Raw genomic sequence first — 13,549 nt, forward strand, 5'->3', positions numbered from 1 at the left:
TATAACGTACGATCTGTACACATATCACCTTATATTTCAATTATTGGAACTTGTCGGATATGATCATTTTGAAAGTTCATATCCATATTATAGTTATAGTGAGGCATCATGGCTAATGTGAAAACCGGACTTAATTCAATTGTAAAATACCTTAGTACCAAGAAAGAGACAGGCAGGCGCAGCATCGGTCTCCTTGTAGATGGTCCCAACGTATTACGCAAGGAATTCAATGTGAACCTCGAAGAGATAAGGGACGTCCTGAAAGAATACGGTAACGTGAAAATAGGAAGGGTATTCCTTAATCAGTATGCATCTGACAAACTTGTAGAGGCCATTGAGAACAATGGTTTCGAACCTATTATATGTTCAAGTGATGTTGACGTGAGACTGGCAGTGGAAGGAATGGAACTCGTCTATAACCCCACTATCGACACAATGGCACTTGTTACAAGGGATGCTGATTTCAAACCACTTCTTAACAAGGCCAATGAACATGGAAAGGAAACCATAATATTTGGTGTGGAACCCGGTTTTTCAACAGCTTTGAGGAACTCTGCAGACTATGTCATCATCCTCGAGAATGACGAGATGAACTATTACGATGATAGTCATTTCAAAGAAGAAGAGGAAGCTGTCCCTGAAACAGAGATCAGGCACAACTCAAAACATAAAAATGAAGCAGTGATGCATTAATAGGCAATTAATGCTGTTTTGCTTCTTTTACCATTGTCTCAAGTCTTGAAGGAGATATACCGTTCTTTGTTTCGGTACAGTTCTTTATCCTGTCAAGGAGCCCGGCTAGTTGTTCATCTGAAAGCTGGTGGCCCATATCACCGACAATTCCTTTCAGGGCCTTCATTCCCGTATGTTTACCTACGATCAGATGGCGCTTCCCACCTACCATCTCCGGGGTGAATAGCTCATAGGTACGAGGTTCCTCAAGGATCGCACACACATGGATACCTGATTCATGTGAGAAAGTATGCTCACCTACGATAGCTTTATTGACCGCAGGCTTAAGTCCTGAGTATTCATTGACCATCTTTGAGAGCTCAGTTAGCCCGGTAGTATCATACCTGTCAATTCCATATTGGATCCTCAATGCAACGAGAACTTCCTCAAGTGAGGCATTACCTGCTCTCTCTCCAATGGCGTTCACAGTCGTATGAAGTTGTTTTGCACCTGCCTCAGCAGCAGCAAGAGTGTTTGCGGTTGCCATTCCAAGATCATTGTGGCAGTGTATACATACAGGAGTATCAACCGTTTTCCTGATCTCACTTACAAGATAATAGGTAGTACTTGGATTCAGGATACCGATTGTGTCAGCAATACTCACATAGTCTACTTTGTACTCCTCAGCAGCCTTGAAAGCATTCTTAAGCACCTCTACATCTGTCCTGCTACCGTCCTCTGCTGCGAACCTGACACCTACGCCATGGTCCTTTGCATACTGGACAGCTTCCATTGCACAGGAGAACATCTCCTCACAGCTCTTATGGTACTTATATTTAAGATGGAGATCGGACATTGCGATGAATATGCTGATGAAATCAACATCACAGTCGACTGCCGTCTCAACATCACTTACCTTTGACCTGGCAAGACAGCATGTACGTGCATCGAGTCCCATGTTGGCAATTTCCTTAACAATTGCCTTTTCAGAGACGGATACCACAGGGAATCCTGCCTCGATGATATCCACACCAATGGAGTCCAGTTTTGTTGCAAGGGCGATCTTCTCCTCCCTTGTAAAGACCACTCCGGGTGTCTGTTCACCATCCCTGAGTGTCACGTCGCAGATCTCAATATCAAGAGGTGGTAAATTCAGATGATCCATAAGCTTGTTTCTTGAGTAATCCTTATTTTCTGACATGGTTCTGACTCCTGTGATTGCTGTGAATTTCCAGTTCCATTATATAACTGTTAGGTTTTTTGAGATAATTTGCGTCTTTTCAGCATTTGCTGAAGAGTAATGTTTATCTAGTGAATAGAAGGCAATTTTATGCTGATTTCAATGATCTTTCCGATATTCCTATCAGGCAGAAGGGTCACGCCAGTGCTCATCAGGCAAGCTTGCTCTGTACCTTTTCATAGAATCCATTTACGGAACTACTGACGAACCTTGCAGGGTTCTCTCCCCTGGTGATCGTGACCACATCATTCTCCTTCATATCATAGGAATGCTGTCCATCTATGACAATTACAGCCTCCTTCTCCGGAATTGTCATCTCCACCTTGATACTGCTGTCACCCGGTACGATCCAGGGTCTGGCAGACAGCTTGAAAGGAGCTATAGGGACCACTATTGATGCATCAACACGTGGATCCACGATGGGACCACCAGCACTCATTGCATATGCCGTCGAGCCCGTAGGTGTTGCAATGACGATACCATCAGCCCTCATATCCTCTATCTCCGAATCATCCACCGCTATCCTGAATGTAAGGATCTTTGCCGGTCTTGCAGTAATGAGAACTATCTCGTTGGTGGCATCCTGTAGCCTTTTACCGTTAAGGTGCACACTGAGCCGTGAACGCTCTGTATAAGTGAAACCTTTCAGCACATCCTCAATGTTCTCAATGGCATCCTCCGGGGGCACATCCACAAGGAAACCCAGAGTTCCCATATTGATGCCAAGTACCGGCAACGGGTCTTCCATCTTCGATATATTTCTGAGCACCGTGCCGTCACCTCCCACAGAAATTATCATCTGCACACCTGCAGCACGCATTTCCTCCACCGGAAGGGTGTTCTCTGTCAGCCCGAGGTGCGTTCCTGTCTTTGGAGAGAGCACGATGTCCACCTTTGAGCTGAACTCATCGTGGATCATCCTGACCATATCAAGAGCATCCTGATGATCGAAGCGCGATACAATTCCTATTTTACTGACCTTCATGTACTATCCCTGTTGAAAGCTTTAAGATCCGTTCGTGTGCAAGTCCGTTGGATGCGACCACACTATCCCTGCCCATTACTTTGTCCTCTAACTTTAAAGATTCACCGTATCCGTTGGTAATGATACCTCCGGCCTCTTCTACGATAAGCTTGCCTGCGACAATATCGGTCATACGCATCGTGCCCCTGACGTCTGCGAATGCATCGATCATCCCCGCTGCAACGTAACACAGCTCAAGCGCCACACTTCCAAGTGCCCTTATCCTTCTGACACTCCCGGAAAGTCCGGCAGCATTTTCTATATTGTTCCTGTAACCGTAAATACTTACGCAGAATCTGCTGACATCCCTGTTGTCAGATATAGAGATACGATTCCCATTAAAAAAGGAGCCTTTCCCTGCCTCTGCATGAAAAGTATCACCTGTGGCAAGGTTCCTTACGAATCCAAAACGTATATCGTTCAGGTCCTTTGTGGTCACAGCGATCGAAAGACCATAGAAGGGAATCCCCTGTGATGCATTATAGGTTCCATCGATAGGGTCTATTATCATTGTGTGTTCGGGAGAAGTCCCGATCATCTTTTCCCCTGCCTCCTCACTGATCACCCTGAATGAAGTACCCTCTTTCTCCAGCAGGTCAAAAATAGCTTTTTCGGAAACATCATCAATTAGTTTAGTGGGCGTTCCGTCAGCCCCTGTATAAAGGACCCTGCCGGCGTCCGATGTGCCGACAAGTCCCTCGATGGCACTATGCACTGCCTCAGCTATCCTTTCACTCAGTTCCAGGAAATTGCCTGTACGCTGCATAGAGCCATTCTCGGTCTAAAGTTATCTTAGATTCCCATTGACTTGTTGGTCTTTGCTACTGACTTTGCACCATCGGATTCCAGCTCCATCATGGCACGGATAGCATCGACGTTCTCAGGAATGACATCTGATTCCTGGTGGATGGCCTGGAAGAAGTAAAGCTCACCCTCATACATTGTAACAGAGTCTTCCCAGACACAGTTCTCCCACATGTCGCCCCTTGGGCGTCCAAGGTCCTTTCCAAGCTCCATTATCTCGGCTGTAGAGCTGATACCCTGACCGACCATCCTTACACGTGGCTGTTTTGCAAAGAGATCCTTTACATCATCAGATGTGCAGTCCTTCTCAAGCTCGATGTTGAGGGTGTGAAGGTGCATAAGGGTTGTTGGAAGCTTTACAGCGGTTGATGTGATGTTGATGTGAGGGATGACGGACTTTACATCAGGACCGTGGTGTGAAGGGAGCTTGATAGGGTTCGGGACGATAGCATTGATCGGACCGGTCTTGATATCGTTAGGATCTGCGGACCTTCTCATGAGAGTGACCCTTACCTTCTTTACACCATATTCCTGGTCCAGCGGATAGATCACTCTGCACAGACCTGTGGTGTTACAGGATACTACCCTTACGAAGTCCTTGCCAAGTGCTTCAGCATAGTTTGCCTCAGAATTGAATGAACATCCTGCAAGCTCGTGGTCCTCGCCACCCTGCCAGATCGCCTTGACACCTGCCTTCTCGTAGAGTGCCTTGTTCTTCTCACCAACACCACCTGGTGTACAGTCGACCACGACATCGGCCTCTGAGATCATGTCCTCGACAGTTCCTGCTGCAGGGATACCTGCTTTTTTCATGGCATCGACCCTGTCATCAAGGGTATAGACATCATATCCCCTGTCGTGAGCTACGAAGGCCTCATAATTTGGCCTTGTCTTGGCAACACCGATTATTTCCATATCGTCCTGTAAGGTCACAGCATCAGCAACACGTTTACCAATGGTACCATACCCGTTTATTGCAACTTTTACTTTAGACATCTTAGTTCCTTCCGATCGAAATTTAGTTTATATATTTGTAAAGTTCAATATGAATTTAATTGAATATAGATCATAAGATCATTTTTGAAGCAGTACTGCCTCTCCTGTTCCAAAGTTAATTTCTTTTATCGAGCCCTTTACGGTCTCTTTTTCCCCGAGGATCCCATAAAGGTCTATATTATCATCATTAACAACTATCTTTGTAACTGACTCCATGACAGTATCACGGGTCTCGCCACTTACAAGGACAACCTTGAGTTCACACATAATATATCACTCCTCAAATAAGCGGGCAACTGAACAGCCCTTAGGTGCACCGATATCCTCTCCCACAGGATCACATTTCACCTTAAGTAAATAGGCTATAGGTCTATAATTCTCTTCTGACAGTGTCTCGTAATTTGCCATTCCCTTACTTATAATAAGTGATGCATTATCCAGTGCATCTTTAAGTTCCTGCGGTGCTTCCTCAAAGCGGACACCTATGGAATTGGAACCTGTTGTAAGTACCCTGTCAACCTTTTCAGCAATACCGAACTCCTCGATCTCATCCATGGTGACATCGTTCAGGATAGGAGCACCCCTGACAACGAGGGTGATGTTGCCACCCATCTTCTTTATGGTCTCGAAAACAAGGGTATCGATAAGTATCTCCCCGCAGTTGTCGGCAAGATATACGACATTGCTGAGCCTGTCCAGCATCCTGTCCGTATCATCTATGTCCAGACCACGTTTGAAATGTTCCTTGAAGGTCTCATCGAAGACATCAATGGGTACTTCAAGACCCATAACACCATAGTCGAAGTAGTTACCGATAACAGCGGCAAGCACAGCGCGCTTGAACTCGGCGACAACATCGTCGTCACCATTGAAGACATGGGAACGTATTACCGGCATGAACCTGGCTGCGACCTGACTGCTCAGTTCCTTCACTTCACGATAGGGATCTGTGTCATCAAGGATCTCATAGGCTTTCCTGTGCATAGGAGTGGATAACTCTGCTGCAGGCATACCTGGCTGATAGAGAGCATTGAGCACCTCTATTCCACCGAGAACCGCCTTCTGGATCAGTTCCTCGTCATCGGTCGACAGTTCCGCTTCCTGGTGGACCCTGGATAGCAGACAATATGAACATCTTGGGTGAACTTTCATGGGACCATTCCTGTATGGGTTGTCGGGTCTGTATTTTTATCATGTGCAATAAGCTTAACCTTGCCTGAGTACTTGAAATATCCGAAAAAGAAAAAAAGCTTTGTGTGTATCTTTAACCTGAGTCTTATTTCAAGACCACAGAAGGTGATCATGAACAATACAGGATCTCTCAAAAAAAGACGCTTTAAACTGAAAACAGAACACGGTCGTTATATAATACTTGGCAGCATCGATGGTATACTGGCAGTTCTGGGTGTGGTGATAGGCACTTCCCACGTATCCGATGACCCTACCATTGTTATCAATGCAGCACTTGGTGGCGCGGTAGCACTTGCACTCACCAACGGCATAGGCTCATATCTGGCCGAAAGTGCAGTAGAGTACGGCAGGCTTGCAGAAATGGAAAAACCTCTCCTGCGCAGCCTCAACAGCACAAGACTGGAACAGGAAGCTAAAAAGAAGATATGGAACGATTCTTTCTTCCACGGCGGCGCCAGCTTCTGCGGCTCCCTTGTACCGATACTCCCTTTCATGCTTCTCGATGAATATATGCTTGAGGTGGCCATCGTTCTGAGCATAGTTGTCCTTTCGATACTTGGAATATATTCAGGAAAACTGGCAAAGCAAAGCATGATAAAACACTCGGTTCGTATGGTGGGACTTGGAATTATGATAGTGGTTGCAGTTACAATGCTGGGTCTGGAGTGAGGGTTTATTCAACTCCACCTGCAACATATTATAGGAACAAAGAACAATGCAACCACCCGTCACAGGCGGCACGGTCCTTTACTGCAATCCTGAATATTTTTGAGATAATGCAGTTGTTTAAAATTGTCGGGTTCAAAGTTGCAATTCATGGAAACAACATGATGCTGTGGGAATAGTAAACATTATGGAATGTTTATCATGAGCAATTTTCCTGCTGGCAGATATAAATTTTTTATTATGGTCAACTATCAGCTCTGTAGAAAAACTCGTTTGTGTGCAGGAACAAAATTTAAGCTACAGAACATCTCTTGCACTTTTTCGGATTGTGCCGGCTTCGCCGGACCCTTCGGGATGTTTTAGTTATTCATGATCAGTGGTCGCCTTCAATCTTCACTTACTTTTAAATGCCATGTGAATGTATAGGTCCCTCATGCTTTTGACGTTCGCATTACTGATCGTAAGTCTTGTCATGATAACAAAGGGTGCCGACTGGTTCGTGGAATCAGCAGTTAACATCTCAGAGAAAAGCGGTATCCCAAAGATCATCATAGGAGCTACGATAGTCAGTTTTGCAACCACGGCACCGGAATTCACTGTGTCTGCCATGGCAGCATATCTTGACCATGTTGAGATGACAGTGGGTAATGCAGTGGGTTCGGCAATATGCAACATCGGCCTTGTCCTTGGAACCGTCATCCTGATCAAAGCGATCCCTGTGGAACTTCATGGCTTCACACGTAAAGGAGGGTTCATGCTTGGTTCCGCCCTGCTTCTGATAGTTGTGGCATATGACGGTGTTGTCTCACCATTTGACGGAATACTGTTGTTGACGGTGTTCCTGGGATTCATGTATTATAACTTCCGCCTCCAGCGTGCGGTCTTTGACGGAAAGGACGAACTCAGGGAGAAGGTACCCCTCGTCCAGTTGAAAAAAGATATAGCTCTTTTCATCGTGGGTGCATTGCTTGTTGTTGTGGGAAGCCGCATTCTTGTTGATGCAGGTATAACCATTGCAGAATGGCTCGGCATTCCTGAGATGATAATAGCCCTGACACTCGTTGCACTTGGAACATCACTACCGGAACTTATCACAGCGGTCTCAGCCACATTGAAAGGACATCAGGATATTTCCATAGGCAATATACTTGGTGCAAATACAATGGATATAGCACTCATTCTCGGTGCTTCCTCACAGATAAGACCACTGACAATTCTCAATCAGTCCCTTGTATATGATTTCCCGCTGATGATCGTATTGATGGTGCTCCTCCTCATCTTCGGAATAACAGGAAGGAAACTGGAGAGATGGGAAGGTGGAGTTATCCTTGCTGTCTATCTCGGATATGTGGTCGGTCTGTTCACAATTTTCAATTGACCTACAGTACCCTATACCGATCTAATGAGCATGAGAAGTGTATTACCACTGCATCCATTTTATCGTCCCCTCATATGCATTTCCTGAGACTTCGCCCGAAATATTTTGAGAAGTGAAACAATACATTTAAATCAGGATAACTTTCTAACTCTTTTAACAGGGGTGTTCTATGAACAGAAAAATAGTAGTATTCATAATGTTGCTTGTATTGTCACTGGCAGTATCAGGCTGTAGCGATAAGGAAACCACCACCACCATAGAAAGCGAGGATGGGGAAGAATATGAGGTCACCTATACAGAAGGTGATGTCGGGGACGAGGAATGTCCTGTAGGTTCCTCATGGACCGCAAGTAATCCGAGCACCGGCGAAATAATGACCATGGAGATCGTTGGCAGGGAAGAGATCGAAGGCATCGAGATGTGCCATGCCGTCTATGAAGCCAATGTCATAGGAGAGGACAACGTAGCCAGAGTGGATTATTACTGGTCCGATGAAGAAGAGGATGGTGCATTCATGTTCATCGCCTATGATGAGGATGGGAATATCGTCTCCGAGATGAAGGCCATGAACGGTAAGATGACGATCACAGGTGAAGATGGGGAAACAATTGAAATGGACATACCTCAGGATGAATGAGGGCATTTCGATTTCCACTTTACTTTTTTCTCTTTTTCTCAATAGTTCCATTATCTGTCCGGCAATCCGTCCTCTGTATCGGGGGCCTGACGTCTAAATAGCTGCTTTTAAATATGATAATTACTATCAGTAATAGCCATGCAACTTCCATCACCAGATGAACTGAAGCAAAAAAGGAATGATCTGGGTCTTACACAGAGCGACCTTGCAAAAAGAGCAGGTGTCAGCCAGCCCCTGATAGCCAGAATAGAAGCAGGGGATGTAGATCCAAGACTGTCTACACTGAAGAAGATAATCGATGTGTTCAATGATATAGAGAAGGAAGATATCTATCTCAAGGATATAATGCACCGGGAAATTATATCAGTATCACCTGATGAGAGCATCGACAGAGCAGTACATATCATGGAAGACAACAACATCTCACAGATACCCGTTATTCAGGAAGGGATCTCTGTCGGCAGTATATCAGAGGAGATGATAGTCAGGTCCATGGCAGACAAAAAGACCTCTGTGGTATCCCACATGATGGTCGGTGATATCATGGGTGATTCATTCCCGACCCTTAGCCCCGGCACAGATGTAAAGACAGCATCTTACATGCTTGAGAAGAACCCTGCGGTTCTGGTGCTGGAAAAAGGTCAGGTAACCGGTGTTGTGACAAAATACGACATATTGAAACTGCTTAGCGAATAGGGTTTCAGGAAAGTGTCCGGCTAAAGTTAAATAATAAGGTTGCATATGTGGCAAAGTCGCCTGTTCAGAGCGACGGGACTGCATAAATTTGAATCGCACGCATAATTTGCATCAAATACAAATTCAACATCAATAACCAATCCCAGCAATTTCACCTACAATAAGTTACAATATATTACACTAATAATTATCAGGAGATCAGTATGAATCTTGAAGATACACTTCTTATGATGCCAGGACCTGTTCCGGTGGCACCTCGCGTACTCAGGGCAATGTCAAAACCCATGATCAACCACAGGGGCGCAGAGTTCTCAGCAATGTACGATGACTGCTGTGAGATACTGGCAGACGTATTCCAGACAAAGAACGACATTTTCATCTTGAGCGGATCAGGAACCGCTGCAATGGAAGCTGCTGTGGGATGCACAGTAGGTAAGGACGACGTTGTTGTAGCCCTTGAGAACGGTAAGTTCGGTGAGAGATTCAAGGATATCGCAGCAAGATACGGAAAGGTGAACCCACTTGCCATCGAATGGGGACACTCCTTCGACCTCAGTGAAGTAGAGAAGAAGCTCGAAGAAGGTGCAAAGGCGATCACCCTTGTACACAACGAGACCTCAGTAGGTATCCAGAACCCTGCAGAAGAGATCGGCAAACTTGCAAAGAAGCATGATGCACTCTTTATCATGGACGGTGTGACAACCCTTGGCGGGGACACAGTAAAGACAGACGAATGGGGAGTCGATATCGCAGTGGTAGGCTCACAGAAGTGTCTTGCAGCACCACCAGGACTTTCAATGATCTCTGTAAGTGAACGTGCCCTTGCAGCAATGGATGAAAAGGATGCACTTCCATATTATCTCGACCTTAAGGCATACAAGAAGAGCGGTGACAAATCACAGACACCATACACCCCTGCAGTACCATTGTTCTTTGGTCTTCAGGAAGCCCTTCACATCGTAAAGGAAGAAGGCATGGAAGCAAGGATCAACCGCCATGCAACTGGTGCAAAGGCGATCCGTGCAGCAGCAGCAGCAATGGGTCTTGAGATGTTCCCACAGCTCCACGATGATCACAGCTACTATTCCAACACTGTCACAGCTATGAAGGCTCCGGAGGGAGTTACAGGCAATGACATCAAGAAGGACCTGATGGCAAAAGGTATCACCATTGCCGGTGGCCAGTCACATCTTAGCGGTAAGATCTTCAGGATAGGAAGCATGGGTAACGTCCAGCCAAAGGATATCATGCTGACAATACAGGAACTTGAAGTTGTCCTGAAGAAAAGAGGAGTAGTATCCGAGATAGGAGCAGGGATCGAGGCAGCCAGCGAAGTGCTGGATACCCTCCTTTAATTAGTATCACCTAATATCCGATAACATAACATATCCAGTACAGGTTGACCATGGCTACAATAGGGGTCGTTGACACAACATTCGCACGCTTCAATATGGGAAAGGCGGCTATCGATGAGATCAAGCAGAACATGTCTGCGAAGATCATCCGCAGGACGGTTCCCGGCATCAAGGACCTTCCTGTGGCAGCCAAGAAGCTCATAGATGAGGAAGGTTGCGACATAGTCATGGCTCTTGGCATGCCAGGCAGCAAGGAGCAGGATAAGATCTGTGCACATGAGGCATCCACAGGGATAATCCAGGCGCAGCTTATGACCAACACCCACATCATAGAGGTCTTTGTTCACGAGGATGAGGCAAAGGACGAGAACGAACTTGTCTTCCTCATGGACCAGAGATCAAGGGAACATGCACTCAATGTGGTCAAGATGCTTGCCAGACCTGAGAAGATGATAAAGGAAGCAGGAACCGGTCAGAGACAGGGATTCGAGGATGTCGGACCTGCGAGGATATAATCTTATAAATGAAGAGAACAGATGATCCAATGATCGATCTGGATCAATTAAAATAATCTAAACTCTTAAGTGATCATTATGACCATAAAATTGGGATTTGTAATAGCTGAATTCAACAGGGACCTTACCTACCAGATGGAACTGCTCGGTGAGGAACATGCAAAGTTCCTTGGAGCAGAGGTAGTGGAGAAGATCCTGGTACCCGGAGTATATGATATGCCACTGGCTATCAAGAAGCTCTGCGAACGCGACGACATCGACGCAGTGATTACCGTCGGAATCGTTATCGAAGGTGCAACGCAGCATGACGAGATAGTCGTGCAGCATGCTGCCAGGAAGATCACGGACCTTTCACTTGAATACAACAAACCTGTGACACTGGGTATCGCAGGACCAGGTATGACCAGGATGGAAGCACATCAGCGCGTGGATTACGCAAAGCGTGCTGTCGAGGCGGCTGTCAAGCTTGTACAGCGCCTGTAGACCGATAACTGATCAAAAGAACAGTATCTTAAAGAGCAAAACTAAAAAATGGTTGTGTTAATTGCATGGCATCATCAAGGTTAACAAGGGTGGAAGAGTCAGCAACGATGAAAGCTGCAAATGTTGCCAACAAAATGAGACAGGAAGGCATTGATGTGATCAGTTTCACTCTGGGTGAACCTGATTTCGATACTCCTAAGCATATTTGTGATGCAGCAGCAGATGCGATGTACAGGGGAGAGACACACTACGCACCTGGTGCTGGAATTCCCGAGCTTAAAAATGCTATTGCTGAAAAACTCTGTACAGAGAACAAACTGGAAGCTAAAGCTTCTGATATAGTTGTCACACCGGGGGCAAAGCAGGCTATTTTCGAGATAATGATGTCAGTACTTGACGACAATGATGAAGCGGTCCTTTTCGACCCTGCATGGGTATCATACGACCCTGCCATCAAATTTGCAGGTGCCAACACAACATGGGTCCCTACTGACCCGGAAGATGGATTCAAACCAGAGAATATTGAAGAATACATCACCGATAAGACAAAGCTCATTGTGGTCAACAGTCCCGGAAATCCCACAGGTGCTGTCTATGACAAACAGACACTTAAGAATATAGCCGACATAGCCATCGATAATGATATCCTTGTACTCTCTGACGAGATATACGAGAAGATAATCTATGACCAGAAGCATGTCAGTATAGGTTCCTTTGACGGGATGCAGGACAGGACCATAACGGTCAACGGTTTTTCAAAAGCATATGCAATGACCGGATGGAGACTTGGATATGTCCATGCAAGACCGGATATCATCAAAGGCATGTTGAAGATACAGTCCCACTCGGTCAGCAGCGCAACAAGTTTTGTCCAGTACGGTGGTATCGCAGCTCTTGAAGGACCACAGGAACCCGTTACAGAGATGGTGGACAGGTTCAGGATGAGACGTGACCTTCTGGTTGACGGACTGAACGATATAGATATAAAGTGTCAGAAACCTGGTGGTGCCTTCTATGCATTTGCCGATGTCAGCGAATACGGGGATGGCAATACCGTCTCAGAGAAGCTCCTCATGGATGCACATGTTGCAGTGACCCCAGGATCTGCTTTCGGAGAAAGTGGCAGGAACTTCATCAGGATATCCTATGCTACATCAATTGAAAGGATACAGGAAGGATTGGAAAGGATAAAGACAGCACTTGTCTGATATTCCTTTTTCAATTATCTTTACTTACTATTTTTAATATGATCGCGTTTGATCGAAAAAAGCATTCTTAATTATTCTTGTTGATAGCGCTCAAGCACCTTTTTGATGATCTTCCCGCTACTGCAGAGAGGACATGTCAGTGACTGGCCGACCCTTACGACCTTGCAATCGAAGCCCCTGTCATGCAGATCATTCTGGAGCCTGTCGATATCAAAACCCTGATCGTAACCAAGTGCGATGATGTCAGGCCTGATCTCCATGATCGGCTCAAAGATATCAGATTCACTACCAAGAAGTGCTTTGTCCACCACTTTCAGGGAGCTTACCATCTCAAGCCTTTGTTCATCGGGAATGATAGGTTCTGGTTTATGTCTTATCATAGACTGCCTGGCAACTATCACATATAGTTCATCACCCATCTTCTTAGCTTCGCTAAGATAGAGTATATGTCCCGGATGAAGCAGATCGAATGTCCCTGTTGCTAGTACTCTTACCAAAACATCACCTGTGTATCGCACCCTATAAACAGCATCTGTTATAAAGATAGCTACATATCACATATTTCAAAAACAACACATCTAATCAGGTTTTTTGGGTGAAATCTGCACAGTTTTTATATAAGGAGATATATAGATAATGAACTAATATTATATCATTGGTCAACTTACTATAAAAACAATTTCT

General features: G+C 45.5%; 16 protein-coding genes. 9 read left to right on the forward strand and 7 right to left on the reverse strand.

Annotated features, from left to right (window positions below):
- Positions 1-108 precede the first annotated feature (108 nt).
- Positions 109-693: a TIGR00288 family NYN domain-containing protein gene (locus V7O63_RS11050; protein ID WP_340818600.1), complete on the forward strand. Its 585-nt coding sequence runs from the start codon at positions 109-111 to the stop codon at positions 691-693.
- Between the two features lie 7 nt (positions 694-700).
- Here V7O63_RS11050 and V7O63_RS11055 read toward each other — a convergent pair whose 3' ends face one another.
- The 6 genes from V7O63_RS11055 to V7O63_RS11080 form a co-directional block, all read right to left on the reverse strand.
- Positions 701-1,873, reverse strand: coding sequence for a homocitrate synthase family protein (locus tag V7O63_RS11055; RefSeq protein ID WP_340818601.1), 1,173 nt, complete (start codon positions 1,871-1,873; stop codon positions 701-703).
- A gap of 190 nt (positions 1,874-2,063) precedes the next feature.
- Positions 2,064-2,897, reverse strand: a complete 834-nt coding sequence (locus V7O63_RS11060) for an NAD(+)/NADH kinase (protein WP_340818602.1) — start codon at positions 2,895-2,897, stop codon at positions 2,064-2,066.
- Complete coding sequence (locus V7O63_RS11065) at positions 2,884-3,702, reverse strand: bifunctional fructose-bisphosphatase/inositol-phosphate phosphatase (protein WP_340818603.1); 819 nt, start codon at positions 3,700-3,702, stop codon at positions 2,884-2,886. Before V7O63_RS11065 ends, V7O63_RS11060 begins: the two co-directional genes overlap by 14 nt.
- Before the next feature lie 26 nt (positions 3,703-3,728).
- On the reverse strand, positions 3,729-4,736 hold the full coding sequence (locus V7O63_RS11070) for a type II glyceraldehyde-3-phosphate dehydrogenase (RefSeq protein ID WP_340818604.1): 1,008 nt from the start codon (positions 4,734-4,736) through the stop codon (positions 3,729-3,731).
- A gap of 78 nt (positions 4,737-4,814) precedes the next feature.
- Entirely contained in the window at positions 4,815-5,003 is a 189-nt protein-coding gene (locus tag V7O63_RS11075) for a CooT family nickel-binding protein (protein WP_340818605.1), read from the reverse strand.
- A 6-nt stretch (positions 5,004-5,009) separates the two neighbouring features.
- A complete protein-coding gene (locus V7O63_RS11080) occupies positions 5,010-5,888 on the reverse strand; it encodes a DUF89 domain-containing protein (RefSeq protein WP_340818606.1) in 879 nt (292 codons plus the stop codon).
- A gap of 150 nt (positions 5,889-6,038) precedes the next feature.
- Here V7O63_RS11080 and V7O63_RS11085 point away from each other — a divergent pair, with 150 nt between their 5' ends.
- The 8 genes from V7O63_RS11085 to V7O63_RS11120 all read left to right on the forward strand — a co-directional run bounded on the left by V7O63_RS11085 (position 6,039) and on the right by V7O63_RS11120 (position 12,865).
- The gene (locus V7O63_RS11085) at positions 6,039-6,596 is read left to right on the forward strand and encodes a VIT1/CCC1 transporter family protein (protein ID WP_340818607.1); all 558 of its coding nucleotides are present in this window, start codon (positions 6,039-6,041) and stop codon (positions 6,594-6,596) included.
- Between the two features lie 430 nt (positions 6,597-7,026).
- Positions 7,027-7,971 carry a calcium/sodium antiporter gene (locus V7O63_RS11090; protein ID WP_340818608.1) on the forward strand — a complete coding sequence of 315 codons (945 nt, stop codon included), beginning with the start codon at positions 7,027-7,029 and terminating at the stop codon, positions 7,969-7,971.
- A 169-nt stretch (positions 7,972-8,140) separates the two neighbouring features.
- Positions 8,141-8,608 carry a membrane-binding protein gene (locus V7O63_RS11095; protein WP_340818609.1) on the forward strand — a complete coding sequence of 156 codons (468 nt, stop codon included), beginning with the start codon at positions 8,141-8,143 and terminating at the stop codon, positions 8,606-8,608.
- A 138-nt stretch (positions 8,609-8,746) separates the two neighbouring features.
- Positions 8,747-9,304, forward strand: a complete 558-nt coding sequence (locus tag V7O63_RS11100) for a CBS domain-containing protein (RefSeq protein WP_340818610.1) — start codon at positions 8,747-8,749, stop codon at positions 9,302-9,304.
- Positions 9,305-9,507: 203 nt separating this feature from the next.
- Entirely contained in the window at positions 9,508-10,659 is a 1,152-nt protein-coding gene (locus V7O63_RS11105; RefSeq protein ID WP_340818612.1) for an alanine--glyoxylate aminotransferase family protein, read from the forward strand.
- 50 nt (positions 10,660-10,709) lie between these two features.
- Entirely contained in the window at positions 10,710-11,174 is a 465-nt protein-coding gene (gene ribC, locus V7O63_RS11110; RefSeq protein WP_340818613.1) for a riboflavin synthase, read from the forward strand.
- Positions 11,175-11,252: 78 nt separating this feature from the next.
- Positions 11,253-11,657, forward strand: coding sequence for a 6,7-dimethyl-8-ribityllumazine synthase (gene ribH / locus V7O63_RS11115; protein ID WP_340818615.1), 405 nt, complete (start codon positions 11,253-11,255; stop codon positions 11,655-11,657).
- 65 nt (positions 11,658-11,722) lie between these two features.
- On the forward strand, positions 11,723-12,865 hold the full coding sequence (locus V7O63_RS11120) for a pyridoxal phosphate-dependent aminotransferase (RefSeq protein WP_340818617.1): 1,143 nt from the start codon (positions 11,723-11,725) through the stop codon (positions 12,863-12,865).
- A gap of 71 nt (positions 12,866-12,936) precedes the next feature.
- Here the strand turns inward: V7O63_RS11120 and V7O63_RS11125 are convergent, their stop codons facing one another.
- The gene (locus tag V7O63_RS11125; RefSeq protein WP_340818620.1) at positions 12,937-13,383 is read right to left on the reverse strand and encodes an adenylyltransferase/cytidyltransferase family protein; all 447 of its coding nucleotides are present in this window, start codon (positions 13,381-13,383) and stop codon (positions 12,937-12,939) included.
- Between the last annotated feature and the right edge of the window lie 166 nt (positions 13,384-13,549).

Source organism: Methanolobus sp. WCC4, from assembly GCF_038022665.1.
In the GTDB taxonomy this organism is placed as follows: Archaea; Halobacteriota; Methanosarcinia; order Methanosarcinales; family Methanosarcinaceae; genus Methanolobus.

Bases quoted from the DNA above. Each gene is read 5' to 3' on its own strand.
- V7O63_RS11105 (WP_340818612.1), top strand. From the start codon at position 9,508: ATGAATCTTGAAGATACACTTCTTATGATGCCAGGACCTGTTCCGGTG.
- V7O63_RS11075 (WP_340818605.1), bottom strand. From the start codon at position 5,003: ATGTGTGAACTCAAGGTTGTCCTTGTAAGTGGCGAGACCCGTGATACT.
- V7O63_RS11095 (WP_340818609.1), top strand. From the start codon at position 8,141: ATGAACAGAAAAATAGTAGTATTCATAATGTTGCTTGTATTGTCACTG.
- ribH (WP_340818615.1), top strand. From the start codon at position 11,253: ATGACCATAAAATTGGGATTTGTAATAGCTGAATTCAACAGGGACCTT.
- V7O63_RS11050 (WP_340818600.1), top strand. From the start codon at position 109: ATGGCTAATGTGAAAACCGGACTTAATTCAATTGTAAAATACCTTAGT.
- V7O63_RS11065 (WP_340818603.1), bottom strand. From the start codon at position 3,702: ATGCAGCGTACAGGCAATTTCCTGGAACTGAGTGAAAGGATAGCTGAG.
- V7O63_RS11070 (WP_340818604.1), bottom strand. From the start codon at position 4,736: ATGTCTAAAGTAAAAGTTGCAATAAACGGGTATGGTACCATTGGTAAA.
- V7O63_RS11090 (WP_340818608.1), top strand. From the start codon at position 7,027: ATGCTTTTGACGTTCGCATTACTGATCGTAAGTCTTGTCATGATAACA.
- V7O63_RS11120 (WP_340818617.1), top strand. From the start codon at position 11,723: ATGGCATCATCAAGGTTAACAAGGGTGGAAGAGTCAGCAACGATGAAA.
- V7O63_RS11085 (WP_340818607.1), top strand. From the start codon at position 6,039: ATGAACAATACAGGATCTCTCAAAAAAAGACGCTTTAAACTGAAAACA.
- ribC (WP_340818613.1), top strand. From the start codon at position 10,710: ATGGCTACAATAGGGGTCGTTGACACAACATTCGCACGCTTCAATATG.
- V7O63_RS11055 (WP_340818601.1), bottom strand. From the start codon at position 1,873: ATGTCAGAAAATAAGGATTACTCAAGAAACAAGCTTATGGATCATCTG.
- V7O63_RS11100 (WP_340818610.1), top strand. From the start codon at position 8,747: ATGCAACTTCCATCACCAGATGAACTGAAGCAAAAAAGGAATGATCTG.
- V7O63_RS11060 (WP_340818602.1), bottom strand. From the start codon at position 2,897: ATGAAGGTCAGTAAAATAGGAATTGTATCGCGCTTCGATCATCAGGAT.
- V7O63_RS11080 (WP_340818606.1), bottom strand. From the start codon at position 5,888: ATGAAAGTTCACCCAAGATGTTCATATTGTCTGCTATCCAGGGTCCAC.